Source organism: Streptomyces sp. NBC_00259, assembly GCF_036181745.1.
Lineage (GTDB): Bacteria > Actinomycetota > Actinomycetes > Streptomycetales > Streptomycetaceae > Streptomyces > Streptomyces pratisoli.
The window spans coordinates 3,516,985-3,532,710 of the sequence record NZ_CP108080.1 but is presented as its reverse complement, the minus strand read 5'-3'; the positions used below and the strand labels follow the sequence as shown (position 1 = coordinate 3,532,710).

At 72.6% G+C, this 15,726-nt stretch carries 15 protein-coding genes; 7 read left to right on the top strand and 8 right to left on the bottom strand.

Annotated elements, in window-relative coordinates:
• Positions 1-27: 27 nt before the first annotated feature.
• Together murQ and OG766_RS15665 are read right to left on the bottom strand one after the other, a co-directional pair.
• Entirely contained in the window at positions 28-969 is a 942-nt protein-coding gene (gene murQ / locus OG766_RS15670; RefSeq protein ID WP_266379445.1) for an N-acetylmuramic acid 6-phosphate etherase, read from the bottom strand.
• Positions 970-1,110: 141 nt separating this feature from the next.
• Positions 1,111-2,073, bottom strand: a complete 963-nt coding sequence (locus tag OG766_RS15665; RefSeq protein WP_266379442.1) for a MurR/RpiR family transcriptional regulator — start codon at positions 2,071-2,073, stop codon at positions 1,111-1,113.
• Positions 2,074-2,175: 102 nt separating this feature from the next.
• Between OG766_RS15665 and OG766_RS15660 the strand changes: the two genes are divergently transcribed.
• Complete coding sequence (locus OG766_RS15660) at positions 2,176-2,529, top strand: hypothetical protein (protein WP_266379440.1); 354 nt, start codon at positions 2,176-2,178, stop codon at positions 2,527-2,529.
• Positions 2,526-2,810: a DUF4031 domain-containing protein gene (locus tag OG766_RS15655; protein ID WP_266379437.1), complete on the top strand. Its 285-nt coding sequence runs from the start codon at positions 2,526-2,528 to the stop codon at positions 2,808-2,810. Before OG766_RS15660 ends, OG766_RS15655 begins: the two co-directional genes overlap by 4 nt.
• Positions 2,811-2,849: 39 nt before the next feature.
• On the opposite strand, the gene OG766_RS15650 is transcribed toward OG766_RS15655, so the two are convergent.
• Entirely contained in the window at positions 2,850-3,398 is a 549-nt protein-coding gene (locus OG766_RS15650) for an alpha/beta hydrolase (protein ID WP_328725597.1), read from the bottom strand.
• Here OG766_RS15650 and OG766_RS15645 point away from each other — a divergent pair.
• A complete protein-coding gene (locus OG766_RS15645; RefSeq protein WP_328725596.1) occupies positions 3,369-3,725 on the top strand; it encodes a MarR family winged helix-turn-helix transcriptional regulator in 357 nt (118 codons plus the stop codon). The two genes, OG766_RS15650 and OG766_RS15645, sit on opposite strands and share 30 nt — an antisense overlap.
• A 70-nt stretch (positions 3,726-3,795) precedes the next feature.
• Here the strand turns inward: OG766_RS15645 and OG766_RS15640 are convergent, their stop codons facing one another.
• Both OG766_RS15640 and OG766_RS15635 read right to left on the bottom strand, forming a co-directional pair.
• Positions 3,796-5,091, bottom strand: coding sequence for a hypothetical protein (locus tag OG766_RS15640; RefSeq protein WP_266379431.1), 1,296 nt, complete (start codon positions 5,089-5,091; stop codon positions 3,796-3,798).
• 132 nt (positions 5,092-5,223) lie between these two features.
• Positions 5,224-5,880: an HD domain-containing protein gene (locus OG766_RS15635; RefSeq protein ID WP_266379429.1), complete on the bottom strand. Its 657-nt coding sequence runs from the start codon at positions 5,878-5,880 to the stop codon at positions 5,224-5,226.
• Positions 5,881-6,088: 208 nt separating this feature from the next.
• Here OG766_RS15635 and OG766_RS15630 point away from each other — a divergent pair, with 208 nt between their 5' ends.
• Positions 6,089-6,463: a DUF6479 family protein gene (locus OG766_RS15630; protein WP_266379426.1), complete on the top strand. Its 375-nt coding sequence runs from the start codon at positions 6,089-6,091 to the stop codon at positions 6,461-6,463.
• Between the two features lie 33 nt (positions 6,464-6,496).
• On the opposite strand, the gene OG766_RS15625 is transcribed toward OG766_RS15630, so the two are convergent.
• On the bottom strand, positions 6,497-8,815 hold the full coding sequence (locus tag OG766_RS15625) for a heavy metal translocating P-type ATPase (RefSeq protein WP_266379423.1): 2,319 nt from the start codon (positions 8,813-8,815) through the stop codon (positions 6,497-6,499).
• A 201-nt stretch (positions 8,816-9,016) separates the two neighbouring features.
• On the opposite strand from OG766_RS15625, the gene OG766_RS15620 reads away from it, so the two are divergent.
• Positions 9,017-9,706, top strand: a complete 690-nt coding sequence (locus tag OG766_RS15620) for a copper homeostasis protein CutC (protein WP_328725595.1) — start codon at positions 9,017-9,019, stop codon at positions 9,704-9,706.
• A 369-nt stretch (positions 9,707-10,075) separates the two neighbouring features.
• Here the strand turns inward: OG766_RS15620 and OG766_RS15615 are convergent, their stop codons facing one another.
• On the bottom strand, positions 10,076-12,019 hold the full coding sequence (locus OG766_RS15615) for a HelD family protein (RefSeq protein WP_266384182.1): 1,944 nt from the start codon (positions 12,017-12,019) through the stop codon (positions 10,076-10,078).
• A 386-nt stretch (positions 12,020-12,405) separates the two neighbouring features.
• Between OG766_RS15615 and OG766_RS15610 the strand changes: the two genes are divergently transcribed.
• Together OG766_RS15610 and OG766_RS15605 are read left to right on the top strand one after the other, a co-directional pair.
• Positions 12,406-12,600 (top strand): hypothetical protein, encoded by a 195-nt coding sequence (locus OG766_RS15610; RefSeq protein ID WP_266379417.1) that lies wholly within the window; start codon positions 12,406-12,408, stop codon positions 12,598-12,600.
• A gap of 116 nt (positions 12,601-12,716) precedes the next feature.
• Positions 12,717-13,916 carry a glycosyltransferase 87 family protein gene (locus OG766_RS15605; protein ID WP_423247054.1) on the top strand — a complete coding sequence of 400 codons (1,200 nt, stop codon included), beginning with the start codon at positions 12,717-12,719 and terminating at the stop codon, positions 13,914-13,916.
• Between the two features lie 80 nt (positions 13,917-13,996).
• Here OG766_RS15605 and OG766_RS15600 read toward each other — a convergent pair whose 3' ends face one another.
• Positions 13,997-15,640, bottom strand: a complete 1,644-nt coding sequence (locus OG766_RS15600; protein WP_266379414.1) for a DNA repair helicase XPB — start codon at positions 15,638-15,640, stop codon at positions 13,997-13,999.
• Between the last annotated feature and the right edge of the window lie 86 nt (positions 15,641-15,726).

The window sequence follows — 15,726 nt, the reverse complement described above, 5'->3', positions numbered from 1 at the left end:
GCGCCGGGCTTCGGGGACGGTGCGGGCTCAGCCGTGCAGCGCCTCGCGAAGATGGCCGTTCGTGCGCTTGAGGCGGTCTGTCGCCGTGGGGGCGTCGATGTCGGCGAGGAGCATCAGGATCGCCGTCTTGACCTCGCCGTCCGCCGACGTCAGGGCCGACTCGATCGCCTCGTCCCGTGCGCCGGTCGCGAGGGACACGATGCGGTGGGAGCGGGCCCGGAGCTTCTCGTTCGAGGCGCGCACGTCGACCATCAGGTTTCCGTAGGTCTTGCCGAGACGGATCATCGTGATGGTCGAGATCATGTTGAGGACGAGCTTCTGGGCCGTGCCCGCCTTCAACCGGGTGGAACCGGTGAGGAGTTCGGGGCCGACGACGACCTCGATGCCGTGCTCCGCGGCCGCGGCGAGGGCGCTGTCCGCGTTGCAGGACAGGCCGATCGTGAGGGCACCGTGGGCGCGGGCGTGCTCGACGGCGCCGATCGCGTACGGGGTGCGTCCGGAGGCGGAGATGCCGACCACGGTGTCGAGGGCGGTGATGCCGAGCCCGTCGAGGTCGGCGGCGGCGAGTTCCCTGGAGTCCTCCGCGCCCTCGACGGCCTCGACCATGGCCGAGGGGCCGCCCGCGATCAGGCCGACGACCTCGTCCGGGCCGGTGTTGAACGTCGGCGGGCACTCGCTGGCGTCCAGCACGCCGAGCCGGCCGGCCGTGCCGGCGCCCGCGTAGACGAGCCGGCCGCCGCGGGCCATACGGTCGGCGGTCGCGTCGATCGCCGCGGCGATGGCCGGGAGCCGGGCGGCGACGGCGCCGGGGACGGTGTGGTCCTCGCCGTTCATGATGCGGGCGATGTCGTCGGTGGGGAGCTGGTCGATGTCGGCGAGCTCGGGCCGGAAGGCCTCGGTGGTCAGACTCTCCAGCTGCGCGCGCAGCCCGGTGGGGTGCGGCTCGGCGGGTTGGGGGGTGGATGTCATGGGGTGCGGCTCGGCTCTCTTGGTGGCTCGGCGAGTGGGTTCGACGGATGCGTTCTGCGGGCTCGTTCGGCGTGCGTTCGGCGGGTGCGTTCCGCGGAGTGGCTCAGCTGGTGGCTCAGCGGGGTGGCCCGGCGAAGCGGCTCAGCGGGTGCGTGGGCTGTGGCGGTGCGCGAGGGCCTCGTACGAGGCGGCGAGGGCGGGCGCGGCGGACTCGTACGTGCGCTGCATGACGCCGATGAACAGGCAGTCGACGACGAGGAGCTGGCTCGTGCGCGAGGACATGGCCGCCGGGCGCAGCTCGCTCTCGCGGGCGGTGGACGTGGTCAGGATGTGGTCCGCGTACTGGGAGACCGGCCCGTCGGGGCGTCCCGTGATCGCGACGGTCGTCGCGCCGTGGTCGAACGCGACCCGGAGCGGTTCGATGATGTCGCCCGTGGAGCCGGAGTGGCTGATGGCTATCGCCACATCGCCGGAGCGCAGCTGCACGGCGTTGGTGACGGCGAGATGCGGGTCGCTGTGGGCGTGGGCGACGAGGCCGATGCGCAGGAGCTTCTGGGCGAGGTCCTGGGCGACCAGGCCGGATGCCCCCACTCCGTAGATGTCGACACGGCGGGCGCCGGCGAGCGCGGCGACGGCCGCGCCGAGCTGGACGGTATCGAGGGCGGCGGCGGTGTCGGCGAGGGTCTGCTGCTCGTCGTGGGCCAGCTTGGTGACGACGTCGGCTATCGGGTCGTCGACCGCGATGTCGGCGGTGACGGCCGGGGCGCGGCCGGACTCCTGCTGGGCGGCGAGACCGGCGAGCGCGAGGCGCAGATCGCGGTAGCCGGGGTAGCCGAGGAGACGGGAGGTGCGGACCACGGTGGCCTCGCTGGTGCCGGTCAGTTCGGCGAGGCCGGTGACCGTGAGGGCCGCGCAGCCGGCCGGGTCGCCCGCGACGGCTTCGGCGACCCGCTGCATGGAGCGGGTCATGGAGGGCGCGAGCGTGCGGACCTTCGCCGCGAGGGCGGCGGGTGCGGGTGGGGCGTCGCCGCCGGTGCCCGGGCCAGGACCCGCGCCGGTTCCGGCACCCGCGCCGCTGAAAGAATCCTTCAGGTCATTGGTCACCCTTGAAAGATATTTTCGCCCTCCTTGAACGGTCAACCCCCTTTGTCCCGGGGACCGGGGCCGACCCTGTGGGCGTGCGCCGATCCGGGTGACAATGACCGTATGGACGTCAACCCACTGGAGCAGGCGCTGCACGCCGCCCGCTCCCTCGTACTCGCGGACCTCACCGCCCGTGACGTGGCGCACGCCGAGGTGGTCTCGCTCGTCGAGGAAGCGGTCGCACAGCGCCGCTGGTGGGTCGAGCAGTGGCCGGAGGGCGCCGAATACGTGGCCGGGCTGATCGCCCAGGACGTGCAGGACGCGCTGCTGGAGCGGTACGGGCGGTGGCCCCTGTGCCCCGTGTGCACCTCGGGCGAGCCGCACGCGCTGGACGTGGAGCCGGAGTTGGGCCCCGACCCGCACTGGGTGTGCGGAAAGGCGGGCGTGGTCGTCGCCCCGGTCGGCGGGCTCTCGTGACGGTGTACATCGACCCGCCGACCTGGCCGGGGCACGGCCGCATGTGGTCCCACCTGGTCAGCGACGTGTCCTTCGAGGAACTGCACACCTTCGCCGCGTCCATCGGCTGCCCGCCGCGTGCCTTCGAGCGCGACCACTACGACATCCCCTCGCACCGCTACGAGGAGGCGGTGCGCGCGGGTGCGGTGCAGATCGGTTCCAAGGAGCTCGTCCGACGGCTCACGGAGTCGGGGCTGCGGAGGCGGAAGCACGGCGGCCAGGCGCACCGACCGGGAGCGTAGGGCCAGCTTCCGGGGCCTGCTTCCGGCGCGGCGCGGGCGTCAGTGGGCGGTGGCGCGGGCCGCCTGCTCGATCAGGCGCGTGACCGCGCCCGGCTTCGAGACGGTGACGGCGTGGGAGGCCTTGACCTCGACGGTGTGCGAGTCGGCGCGGTCGGCCATGAAGCGCTGGGCGTCCGGCGTGATGGCGCGGTCCTCCGTGGCGATCAGGTTCCAGGACGGGATGGTCTTCCAGGCGGCCTTGGTGGGCTTCTCGCCGAAGACCGACTCCGCCACCGGACGCTGGGTGGCGGCCGCCAGGTCGGTGACCGACCTCGGCACGTCGGCGGCGAACACGTCGTGGAACTTGTCGGCCTCGATGAAGAGGTCGGTGCCGGTGCCGCCGCCGGGGAGCGGGAAGGGCACGGCGTCGAGGGCCGAGGGGAGGGCGGCTCCGGGGAACTTCTCGCCCAGTTCGGCCGGGGTCTCGCCCTTCTCGGGGGCGAAGGCGGCGATGTAGACCAGCGCCTTGACGTCGGGGTCGCCGGCGGCGGCGTCACTGATCACGGATCCGCCGTAGGAGTGGCCGGCGAGCACGATCGGCCCGTCCACGCTCTTGAGGAAGCTGCGGACGTACGCCTGGACTACGGCACGCTCACGCCGCTGATCAAGCGCCTCGAGACCCACGGCCTGCTCAAGCGGCAGCGCCGGGCGGACGACGAGCGGGCGGTGGAAGTGGCCCTCACCCCGGAGGGGGCCGCGCTGCGCCGGCGCATCAGCAACGTCCCGGTCGCGATCGGGGACGCGATGGGCCTGACCCCCGAGGAGATCAGGACCGCGCAGGACCTCCTGCGCCGGCTGACCGCCAACGCGACGCGCAGGCCCGCCGACGCGACGCGCAGGCCCGCCGGCGCCGAGCCGTCGGGGACGGCCTCCTAGGACTTGTCCGGCGGAGCGGATGGCTCGCGGACAAGTCCTGGGCGGGCCGTCGTACTTCCTCCTGGGCGGGTCAGTCGAGGCAGCCGGCTACGGCGCCGACCGGCCGGCAGTTGTCGGGCTGGTTCTCCTTGACGCGGGTCCGGTTGAGCGTGACCTCGCCGGATGCCTCGAAGATGCCGCCGCCGCTGTCCGCGGCCTCGTTCTTGACGACGGTGCTGTCGGTGAGCACGGTGGTGCCGTCGACGTTGTGCACGCCACCGCCCGTGGTCCCGGCCCGGTTTCCGATGATGTCGCTCGACTCGGCGGTGGCCGACCCGTTGTTCCAGAGGCCTCCGCCCTCGTCGTCGGCGACGTTGTCCTTGATGAGACTCCGGGCGATCCACACATCGCCGGTGTTGTGGATCCCGCCGCCCTCCTCCTGCGTGGAGGTGTTCCCGTTGATGCTGCCGTGGCTGATCGTCATGGTGCCGTCGTTCTGAACGCCGCCGCCGTTGCCGCTCGCGACGTTTCCGATGACGCTGCTGTGCTCGATCCTCGCGGTGCCGAGGTTGCTGATGCCGCCGCCTTCGGCGGCCGTGTTCCGGTCGACATGGCTGGAGCGAAGTGTCAGATGGCCGCTGCTCGCGATGCCGCCTCCTTCAGCACCGGCCCTGTTCCGGTCGACGTTGCTGCGGCTGATGGTGACGAGGGCGTCTCCGGCCGCGATGCCGCCTCCGTCGGCGCCTGCCCTGTTCCGTGTGACGGTGCTGGAGTCGATGGACAGGACGCCGCCCGACGCCGCGATGCCGCCGCCGTCCCCGGTGTCACCGGCCGTGTTTCCGTCCACCTTGCTGGAGTGGAGGATGACCCGTCCGTCATTGCTCTGGACGGCGCCGCCGGAACCGTCGGCCCGGTTGTTCGTGAGCGTGACGGACCTGAGGAGCAGGGTGCGGCCCGGGTCGACGAGGACGGCGCCACCGTCACCGGTGGTGTGGCCGTTGCGGACGGTCAGGTCGTCGAGGGTGAGGAAACCGGCCGGGCCCGCGACCTCGAAGATGCGGAACTGCGCGGTACCGGGTGCGGTCGAACGCTCGATGACGGTGCCCTTGCCCCCGTGGAGGGTGATGGGGGTGGTGATGAAGGGCAGGCCATTGGCACCGCCGAGGAGGTCGGGGCCGGTGAGGACGTAACGGCAGTCGTGTGCCAGGTCGATCGTGCCGCCACGCTTCGTGTTGGCGTTGTCGATCGCGTTCTTCAGGGCCTCGGTGTTGCAGGCGATCCGGTTGTTGTTGCCATCGGTGCTGGGGGAGGCGGCCTGTGCCGGTGCGACCGGCACGACGGCCAGAGCCAGGGCGACCGCGCCGCCCGCTCTCGCGACGAATCTCATTGAGCGCTCCAGGGGAAGACTGACGGGGCTTTACCTCCCCCCGAGCGACCCTCGCTTCAGCGCTGCCGCCCGGCAACCGAAGCGCCCGCCAACCGGCGCAACCCGGTGCGCTTTCCGTCCCCGCCGAGCGGCTCAGTCCGTGAGGCGCTCCAGCTCCGCCGACACGTTGTGCCGCGCCGCGTCCTCCCACTCCCGCTGCCCGTAGGGAGTACGGAACAGACGCGGCAGACCCAGCAAATGGCGGAGGACGTCGGCCCGGCCCTCGCGGAAGGCGGCGTCCGGGACGAAGGAGTACTCCTCGCGGACGGCGGCGGCGTACGCGGCGTACGCCTCAGGCGCCGACGCCAGGACCGCCAGGTCCGCGTCGCACAGGACGACGCCGTTGCTGTCGTCGTCCTCGGCGGCGTGGGTCTTCGTGAGGCGGACCAGGCGGGCGACCTCGTCGGTGTCCTGCGGGGTCAGCCCGGCCTCGGGCAGCGCCTTCTCGGCGAGGCGGGCGCTGCGTTCCTCGTTGGTGGAGCGCTCGGGGAGATAGACGGCGTCGTGGAACCAGGCCGCGAGGCGGACGAGGTCGGCGTTGCCCGCGTACTCCTGGAGGGTGTCGACGCGGTCGAGGACCGCGGCCAGATGGCCGACCGTGTGATAGCGCCGCTGCGGCTCCGACCAGCGGGCCAGCAGATGGTCGGCGTACGGGTACGGGTCCGGCCGGCAGGGGTCCTCGCGGACGGCGAGCAGCGCGGCACACCAGCGGTCGCGGAGATCACCGAGGTCGATGTCGAGGTCGGCCATGCGGTCATTGTCCACGGGGGATGCCCCGCGTGGGTGCGGGGCTGCCGGCGCGCGGGGTGCGGCGGGGATGCGGCGCGCGTGCGGTCCGGTTGCGGTCCGGTTGCGGGGCGGGCGAGAGGGCGGCCTCCGGTGCGTGCTGGCGCAGCGGGCATAGCGGGCGATAATGGAAACCTCCTGCGTGTCATCCCCGTTTGCGGAGGCAGACACCATGAACGCACTGCTCATCGCCCAGAGCGGGTCGGAGACCCAGCTCGCGGCCCAGATACTCGCCGCGATCGGCCCGCTCACCTTCGGAATCATCCTCATCGTCCTCCTGGGCGGCGCGATGTGGTGGGACGGGCGGCGGCGGGCCAAGCTGCGCACGCCGAGTCCCGAGGAACAGCCGAAGGCCGCCGACCACCGTGACCACATCGAGGAGGTCCGGGAGGAGGACGACGACGCCTTCCCCGAAGACGGCAGCCGCCTTCTCCCGTACAACCTGAAGTCCTACACGTCGCACAGCACGGGCAAGGGCCCCGAGGCCCGGCCGCAGCACGGCAGGCGCAGCGGCGGGGCGTTCGGGAGCGGCAGTCTGGGTGGCTGAAACGAACGGAGCCTCAGAGCGCTCTGCCGCGCCTCACAGCGCCTTGAAGCGCCGCAGACGCAGGCTGTTGCCGACGACGAAGACGGAGGAGAAGGCCATCGCCGCGCCCGCGATCATCGGGTTCAGGAGCCCTGCCGCCGCGAGCGGCAGGGCCGCGACGTTGTAGGCGAAGGCCCAGAACAGGTTCGAGCGGATCGTGCCGAGCGTGCGGCGGGAGAGCCGGATGGCGTCCGCGGCGGCGCGCAGGTCTCCCCGTACGAGCGTCAGGTCGCCCGCCTCGATCGCGGCGTCCGTGCCCGTGCCCATCGCCAGACCCAGGTCGGCCTGGGCGAGCGCGGCCGCGTCGTTGACGCCGTCGCCGACCATGGCGACACTGCGGCCCTCCGCCTGGAGGTGCTTGATCACGTCGGTCTTCCCCTCCGGCAGCACCTCGGCGATCACGTTCTCCGGGGGGATGCCGACCTCGGCGGCGACGGAGGCCGCGACGGCCTTGTTGTCGCCGGTGAGCAGGATCGGGGTGAGCCCGAGGGCGCGGAGCCGGCGGATCGCCTCCCGGCTGGTCGCCTTCACCGCGTCGGCGACCTCGAGGACCGCGCGGGCCTCGCCGTCCCAGGCGACGGCGATGACGGTGCGGCCCGCGGACTCGGCCCGGGCCTTCGCGGTCTCCAGCGCGGGCGGGAGGGTGATCTCCCACTCGGCGAGCAGCTGCTCACGGCCCACGACGACGGTGTGGCCCTCGACGACGCCCCGGACGCCGAGCCCGGGAACGCTCGTGAAGTCCTCGGGAGCGGGCAGCGCTCCCACCCGGCCGGCCGCGCCGGCGGCCACGGCCCGGGCGACGGGATGCTCGGAGGCGTGCTCCAGGGCGCCTGCCAGACGCAGGACTTCGGCCTCGGTGGTGGTGGCCGTGGTGTGGGTGGCCAGGAGGGTCATCCGGCCGGTGGTGACGGTGCCGGTCTTGTCGAGGACGACGGTGTCGGCCGTGCGGGTCGTCTCCAGGACCTCCGGGCCCTTGATGAGGATGCCGAGCTGGGCACCGCGGCCCGTACCGACCATGAGCGCGGTCGGCGTGGCCAGCCCCAGGGCGCAGGGGCAGGCGATGATCAGTACGGCGACGGCGGCGGTGAACGCGGCGGTCCAGCCCGCGCCGAGGGCCCACCAGATGCCGAGGGTGCCGAGCGCGAGGGCGATCACGACCGGGACGAACACGGCGGAGATACGGTCGGCGAGGCGCTGGGCGGCGGCCTTGCCGTTCTGCGCGTCCTCGACCATCCGGGCCATCCGGGCGAGCTGGGTGTCGGCGCCGACGCGGGTGGCCTCGACGACGAGCCGTCCGCCGGCGTTGAGCGTCGCACCGGTCACCGCGTCGCCCGCGCCGACCTCGACGGGGACGGACTCGCCGGTGAGCATGGAGGCGTCCACGGCGGAGGAACCCTCGACGACGGTGCCGTCGGTGGCGACCTTCTCGCCGGGACGGACGAGGAAGCGGTCACCGGTCCTCAGCTCTCCGGTGGGGATGAGGACTTCGTGTCCGTCGCGCAGGACGGTGACCTCCTTGGCGCCGAGCTCCAGCAGCGCCTTGAGGGCCGCGCCGGCCTTGCGCTTGGAGCGGGCCTCGAAGTAGCGCCCGGCGAGGATGAAGGCGGTGACGCCTGCCGCGGCCTCCAGATAGATGTTGCTCGCGCCGTCGCTGCGGGCGATGGTCAGCTCGAAGGGGTGCGTCATCCCGGGCATCCCGGCGTGGCCGAAGAACAGTGCCCAGAGCGACCAGAGGAACGCCGCCGACGTGCCGAGCGAGATCAGCGTGTCCATGGTCGCGGCGCCGTGCCGGGCGTTGGTCCAGGCGGCGCGGTGGAAGGGGTACGCGCCCCAGACGACGACGGGGGCGGCGAGGGTGAGGGACAGCCACTGCCAGTTGGTGAACTGCAGGGCCGGGATCATGGCCATCGCGATGACCGGGGCGGCGAGGGCGGCGGAGACCAGGACGCGGTGGCGGAGGGCGGTGAGGGCGGGGTCGGTGTCCGTCACGGCATCGGTACCGGAGCCGGGACCGCCATCGACATCGGTACCGGCGTCGACGTCGGCGCCGGGTGCGGGGCCCGTGGGGGATGCCGGCGCGGGGATCCGCGGGGCCGGTTCCGGGGTCGGTTCGGCGGTGTAGCCGGTGCGCTCGACGGTGGCGATCAGGTCCGGGACGGTGATGCCGTGGGCAAAGCTGACCCGGGCCTTCTCCGTGGCGTAGTTGACGGTGGCCTCGACGCCGTCCATGCGGTTGAGCTTCTTCTCGATGCGGGCGGCGCAGGAGGCGCAGGTCATGCCGCCGATGACGAGTTCGGTTGTCGTCGTGGTCATGATCGCCGCTCCTGTCGCTCGTGGGTTCCCCTACCTGATCCCATGGTACCCCCAGGGGGTATCCCTCGAGTATCGAGTCTATACCCCCCTTCGGTATCCGGTGCAAGGGGGTTGGGTGCGGGGGGCATGGATGCGGACTAGTCTGGACCCGTTATTGGACTAGACCTGTATCGACGCAGACCTACTGGCGAAGGATGGGCCATGAGCAACCGTGCACTCCTGGAGGTGATCGCCCTCGATGCGCAGGACGCGATCGCCGCGCAGGCCGGCGGAGCCGACCGCCTCGAGCTGGTCAGCGACATGGCGGCGGACGGGCTCACCCCGTCCCGCGAGACCTTCGGCCGCATCCGCGCGGCCGTGGACATCCCGCTGCGGGTGATGCTCCGGCACGCCGACGGCTTCGCGGCGGGCGACGTCGAGGCGCTGGTCGGGGCGGCGCGCGGGCTGCGGGCGGAGGGCGCGGAGGAATTCGTCCTCGGCTTCCTCGACGCGCACGGCGACCCCGACCTCGTGACGGTGGAACGACTGGTCGCGGAGCTGGAGGGCTGCCGCTGGACCTTCCACCGCGCGATCGACCGCGCGGCGGACCGCGACGCGCTGCGCAAGCAGCTCGCGGACGTGCCCGGCCTCGACACCTACCTCACCGCCGGCAGCCCGGCCGGTGTCGACGACGGACTCCCCGTCCTGCTCGCGGAGGCGTCCCGCCGGGGCGAGCCCGGCTACGAACCCCGCATGCTCATCGGCGGCGGCCTCCGCCTCGACCACCTCCCCGCCCTGCGCGCGGCCCGCCTGGACGCCTTCCACATCGGCGGCGCGGCGCGCCCCCTCGGCTGGGAGGCCCCGGTGGACGCGGCCGCGGTCCGGGCCTGGCGCACGGCCATCGACGACTAGAGGACCGGCGGTCCAGGGCCCGCGAGTCTTCCGGGCTGCGGGTCTTCCGGGTCCCCGGGCCTTTCGGGTCCGCGGGCTTTCCGGGTCCCCGGGTCTTCCGGGTCCCCGGGCCTTTCGGGTCCGCGGGCTTTCCGGGTCCCCGGGTCTTCCGGGTCCCCGTGCCCCGGGACTCCAGGTCACCCGGCCCCGGCCCCCGGGACTCCACGCCCGTGCCCCGGGACTCCAGGTCACCGGGCCCCGGCCCCCGGCCCCCGGGACTCCAGGCCCGTGCCCCGGGACTCCAGGTCACCGGGCCCCGGCCCCCGGCCCCCGGCCCCCGGGCCCGGGGCCCCTCTGTCCTGGCGCGCGGCCGGGCCGGTCAGGTGCTGCTCACGCCAACTGCCAGGGCAGCGGCGACGAGTGGAGCACCGTCAGGCCCGAGACCGCGCGGGTCAGGGCCACGTAGAGGCGGCGGAGGCCGGTGCGTTCGTCGGGTTCCGCGGTGACGACGGAGGCGGGGTCGTCGAGGACGACGTAGTCGTACTCGAGGCCCTTGGCGAGGGAGGCGGGGACGAGGGTCAGACGGTTGTCGGGCGTGGTCTCCTCGCCGGGCGAGAGGTGGGGGACGCCCGCGTCGGCCAGGGCGGACGCCAGGGCGGGGATGCGGGCGTCGGCGGCGATCAGGCCGATGGAGCCCTCGTGGCGCAGGGACGACAGGCAGGCCGTGACCACGTCGTGGTCTCCGGCCGACGGGCGGAGCTCCAGGGAGCCCGGGGACTCGCGGACCGAGCGGACCTCGGCCAGGCCCGGTGACATGTGGGGCAGCAGCCGGGACGCGTAGGCGATGACCTCGCGCGGTACGCGGAAGCCCGCCGTCAGTTCCTCGACCGCCGCATCGGGCTTGCCGAGATGGGCCAGCGCCTCGGACCAACTCGCCGTCGCCCACGGGGTGGTCCCCTGGGCGAGGTCGCCGAGGACCGTCGCGGAACCCGTCGTGCACCGGCGCCCCACCGCCCGGTACTGCATCGGCGACAGGTCCTGCGCCTCGTCGAGGACGACGTGGCCGAGCGAGTGCGTGCGCTCGACGAGGTCGTTCGCCTCGTCGATCAGCACCGCGTCCGCGGCGGACCAGAGCGCCGTACGGACCGAACGCGGCGGCTTGACCCACAGGACGACCTTCTGCTCGTCGGCCGTCAGCAACCCGTCCGCGTGCTCGGCCAGGAAGTCGGGGTCCGACAGGAGCCGCAGCACCAGCTTCGCCGGATCGACCTGTGGCCAGATCGTCTTCACCGCCGCCTTCACCGCCGCGTTGCGCGCCACCGCGTCCTGCACCCGGTCGTCGGGTGCCTCGCCCGACTGCTCCATGCGTACGAGCACGGCGTGCGCGAGGCGCTGCGGCAGCGCGTCGCGTGCCGCGCCGTAGCGGATGTCGCGGTCCAGCAACTCCTGGACGATCTCCTCCAGTTCGTACGCGGGAATCCGCCAGCGCCGCGAACCGCGGACGACCATCAGCGGCTCGGTCGGCAGCGTCACGTGCGAGCGGACCGCGCGCCGCAGCACCTCCGCCATGCGGGCATCGCCCTTGACGATCGCCGCCGGCGCCTCGTCCGTCCCGCGCACCTCGACATGCGCGACGAGGTCACCGACCGTCGCCTGCTTGACCTCCAACTCGCCCAGTGCCGGGAGGACCTGCTCGATGTACTGGAGGAAGGACCGGTTCGGCCCGATGACCAGCGTGCCGGTGCGGGCGAGCCGCTCGCGGTGCGCGTACAGCAGGTACGCCACCCGGTGCAGGCCGACGGCGGTCTTCCCGGTGCCCGGGCCGCCCTGGACGCACACCGTGCCGGACAGCCCCGACCGTACGATCTCGTCCTGCTCGGGCTGGATCGTCGCGACGATGTCCCGCATCGGGCCGACGCGTGGGCGTTCGATCTCCGCCTGGAGGAGTCTGCTGGTCCGGGACGTCTCCGTGGGGTCGGTGAGGTGCTCGTCCTCGTACGCCGTGAGGTCGCCGCCCGTGTAGCCGAAGCGGCGGCGCAGGGCGACGTCCATCGCGTCCTTGCGGGAGGCCCGGTAGAACGGCTGCGAGACCGGCGCCCGCCAGTCGATCACCATTGGGTCCCCGTCGCCGTCGTGCACATGGCGGCGGCCGATGTAGAAGCGCCGGCCCTCCTGGGTGGTCTGCAGGTAGTCGAGGCGTCCGAAGAACAGCGGGGTGTGGGCGAGGTCGGCCAGGGCCTTGATCCGCTCGTCGATCTGGGCCTGCAGAACCGCGGCGTTGACCCAGTTCGCCGTGACGTCACGGATGTCGAGCGACTCGACGTCCTCCCGCATCGCACGCAGCGCGGCACGTGAGGCGGTCAGATGGGCGCGCTCGTGGGCGAGCGGGCCGGGCACGGGCACGTCTCGCAGGGCGGGCGCGTCGGACGCGGACAGGTCGGATGCGGGCACGTCGGGCGCGGGCACGGTGATGCCTCCGAAGGTACGTTGGAAGTACGGCATGGCTGCGCGCCCGGTTTCCGGCCGGGCGGCGGCACTCCTACGAGGGAGGCGGGCAAGACGGGCGATTCTAGTCAGCCCGGCGGGCCCGGGCGAATGGTTTCTCGCGGGGCGGGTCCGTCCCGTAGGGGAGGCCGTATATCCGAAGTCGTACGCGTCCCGGATCAGTGTTCAGCCCCCAGGTCGATGTGTTCCGGACGCCGCAATCCCATCCTGGACCCATGAGTACAGTCATCCTCAACCCAGCTGCCGGGCAGGGACCCGGGCGCGGAGCCACCGCCACCGGTGCCACCGCTCACCACACCCACCGGTTCGGCGACGTACTGCGCGCGGTCAAGGTCTTCGTGACCACGGCGTTCGGCGTCGCGATCCTCGGCGAGTACAGCGAGGAGGCCGGCGTCCGCCGGCACCTCTGACGCCGCCGTGGCTCCGGCCACCTCCGCGCCATCCGCCTCGTCGAATCCGCTCCCGCCCCCGCAGTCCGGCCGATGAGCGGCCGATGAGCGGCCGCTGATCGACTAGGGTCGCGGCCGTGACGTATCCGTACCGGACCGTGACCGCTCGATCACTCGCGGCAACAGGTGCCCTCGTCCTGTCCTTTGTGGCGCTGGCCGTCCTCTGCGTCGCCCAGCACATCCCCATGGCCGACACCCTCGTCTACCGCGCCGAGGGAGCGGCCGTCGCCAACGGCACCGACCTCTACGGCTTCACCGTCACCGCGTGGCAGCTGCCCGCCACGTATCCGCCCTTCGCCGCGATCCTCTTCGTGCCGACGACCTGGCTGCCCGTCGCCGCGCTCAAGGTCGTCTTCGTCGCCGGGAACGCCCTGCTGCTCGCCCTGCTCGTACGGCTCTCCTGCCGCTTCGCCGGGCTGACCGCGTCCGCACCGTACGTCCTCGCCGCCACCGCGCTCGGGCTGTGGCTCGAACCCGTCTTCCAGACCGTCGTCTTCGGCCAGATCAATCTCGCGCTCGTCTGTCTGGTGCTGTGGGACCTGTCCCGGCCGGCCGGCGCGCTCGGCAAGGGCTTCGCGCTCGGCGTCGCGGCGGGCGTGAAGCTCACCCCCGCCGTCTTCATCGTCCTGCTGCTGATCACCGGACGGGTGCGGGCCGGGCTCACCGCGCTCGCCTCCTTCGCCGGCACGGTGCTGCTCGGCGCGCTCGTCCTCCCGGAGGCCAGCGCCGACTTCTGGACCCGGCGGATCTTCGAGACCGAACGGGTCGGCAAGACGTGGATCGTCGACAACCAGTCGCTGCGGGGGCTGTTCGCGCGGCTCCTGCACACGACCGAGCCGGGTGCGGTGTGGACGGCGGCGGTTCTGGTCACCGTCGGCGCCGGGCTGTGGGCCGCGCGCCGGGCGCCGGAGCGCTGGGGTGTCCTTGCCGTCGCGTTCACCGCGCTGCTGGTCTCGCCGATCAGCTGGTCCCACCACTGGGTGTGGTGCGTGCCGCTGATCGCGGTCCTGATCGCCGAGGGGCGCCGGCGTACCGCCGTGCTGATGACGGCGGTCTTCCTGGCCCGCAGTCTGTGGCTCGTACCGCACGACGGGGACCTGGACCTCCACCTGTCCTGGTGGCAGCAGCTGTTGGCGTCGCCGTATCCGCCGGTGGGGCTGACGGTGCTGGTGATCGCGGCGCTACGGGCCCGCGCCGGCGGGGACTCCCACGGCGGGCTCCCGACCCAGCGAACGGCCAGGGGAGCGGCCGGCACCCGCGCGGGCGCCCCGCGCTGAGGACGCGAGGACGGGAGGGCGTGTGGGCGTGAGGACGCGCAGGCGCGCACGATCGGCACCGGCCGGAGCCCGGTCGCCGCCTAGTCGTCGGCCATCAGCTCGTCCGCGTCCATGATCCGGTACGCGTATCCCTGTTCCGCGAGGAAGCGCTGGCGGTGTGCCGCGAAGTCCTGGTCGATGGTGTCGCGGGCCACCACCGAGTAGAAGTGGGCCTTGTGGCCGTCCGCCTTCGGGCGCAGGACGCGGCCGAGGCGCTGGGCCTCCTCCTGGCGGGAGCCGAACGTGCCCGAGACCTGGATGGCGATCGTCGCCTCGGGCAGGTCGATCGAGAAGTTCGCGACCTTGGAGACGACGAGGACGGAGATCTCGCCGTTGCGGAACGCGTCGAAGAGCTTCTCCCGCTGCGAGTTCGGCGTCTCGCCCTTGATGACGGGTGCCTGCAGATGCTCGCCCAGTTCGTCGAGCTGGTCGATGTACTGGCCGATGACCAGGGTCTGCTGGCCCGCGTGCTTGCGTACGAGCTCCTCCGTCACCCTCCGCTTCGTGTCCGTGGTGGCACAGAAGCGGTACTTCTCCTCGGTCTCCGCCGTCGCGTACGCCAGCCGCTCGGACTCGGTCAGATTGACCCGGACCTCGACACAGTCGGCGGGCGCGATGTAGCCCTGCGCCTCGATCTCCTTCCACGGCGCGTCGAAGCGCTTCGGGCCGATGAGCGAGAAGACGTCCGACTCGCGGCCGTCCTCGCGCACGAGCGTCGCCGTCAGGCCCAGCCGGCGGCGGGCCTGCAGATCGGCCGTGAACTTGAAGACCGGCGCGGGCAGCAGGTGCACCTCGTCGTAGACGATCAGACCCCAGTCGCGGGAGTCGAACAGCTCCAGGTGCGGGTAGACGCCCTTCCGCCGCGTCGTCAGCACCTGGTACGTGGCGATGGTGACCGGGCGGATCTCCTTCTTCGCGCCGCTGTACTCACCGATCTCCTCCTCGGTGAGCGAGGTGCGCTTGATCAGCTCGTGCTTCCACTGGCGGGCGGAGACCGTGTTGGTGACGAGGATCAGGGTGGTCGCCTTCGCCTGTGCCATCGCGCCCGCGCCGACGAGCGTCTTGCCGGCGCCGCAGGGGAGCACGACCACGCCCGAGCCGCCGTGCCAGAAGCCCTCCACGGCCTGCTTCTGGTACGGGCGCAGCGCCCAGTTCGTCTCGTCCAGGTCGATGGCGTGGGCCTCGCCGTCGACGTAACCGGCGTGGTCCTCGGCCGGCCAGCCGAGCTTCAGCAGCGTCTGCTTGATCTGGCCGCGCTCGGAGGGGTGCACGGCGACCGTGTCCGGGTCGAGCCGGGCGCCGACGAGGGGCTGGACCTTCTTGGAGCGGAGGATCTCCTCCAGGACCGGACGGTCGGTCGTGGTCAGCACCAGGCCGTGGGTGGGGTGCTTGACGAGGCTGAGGCGCCCGTAGCGGGCCATCGTCTCGGCGACGTCGACGAGCAGCGCGTGCGGGACGGGGTAGCGGGAGAATTCGACGAGCGCGTCCACGACCTGCTCGGCGTCGTGCCCGGCCGCCCGGGCGTTCCAGAGGCCGAGGGGGGTGAGGCGGTAGGTGTGGATGTGCTCGGGGGCGCGCTCCAGCTCCGCGAACGGGGCGATGGCGCGGCGGCACGCGTCGGCCTGCTCGTGGTCGACCTCGAGCAGGAGAGTCTTGTCGCTCTGGACGATGAGCGGTCCGTTCACGCGTGTGCCCTTTCCTCGTGGCTCCGGTGCGGGGCCCGGACGGGCCTGGGGCGATCCCGTGCGGGTCGGGTGCGGGCCCCGGGCCG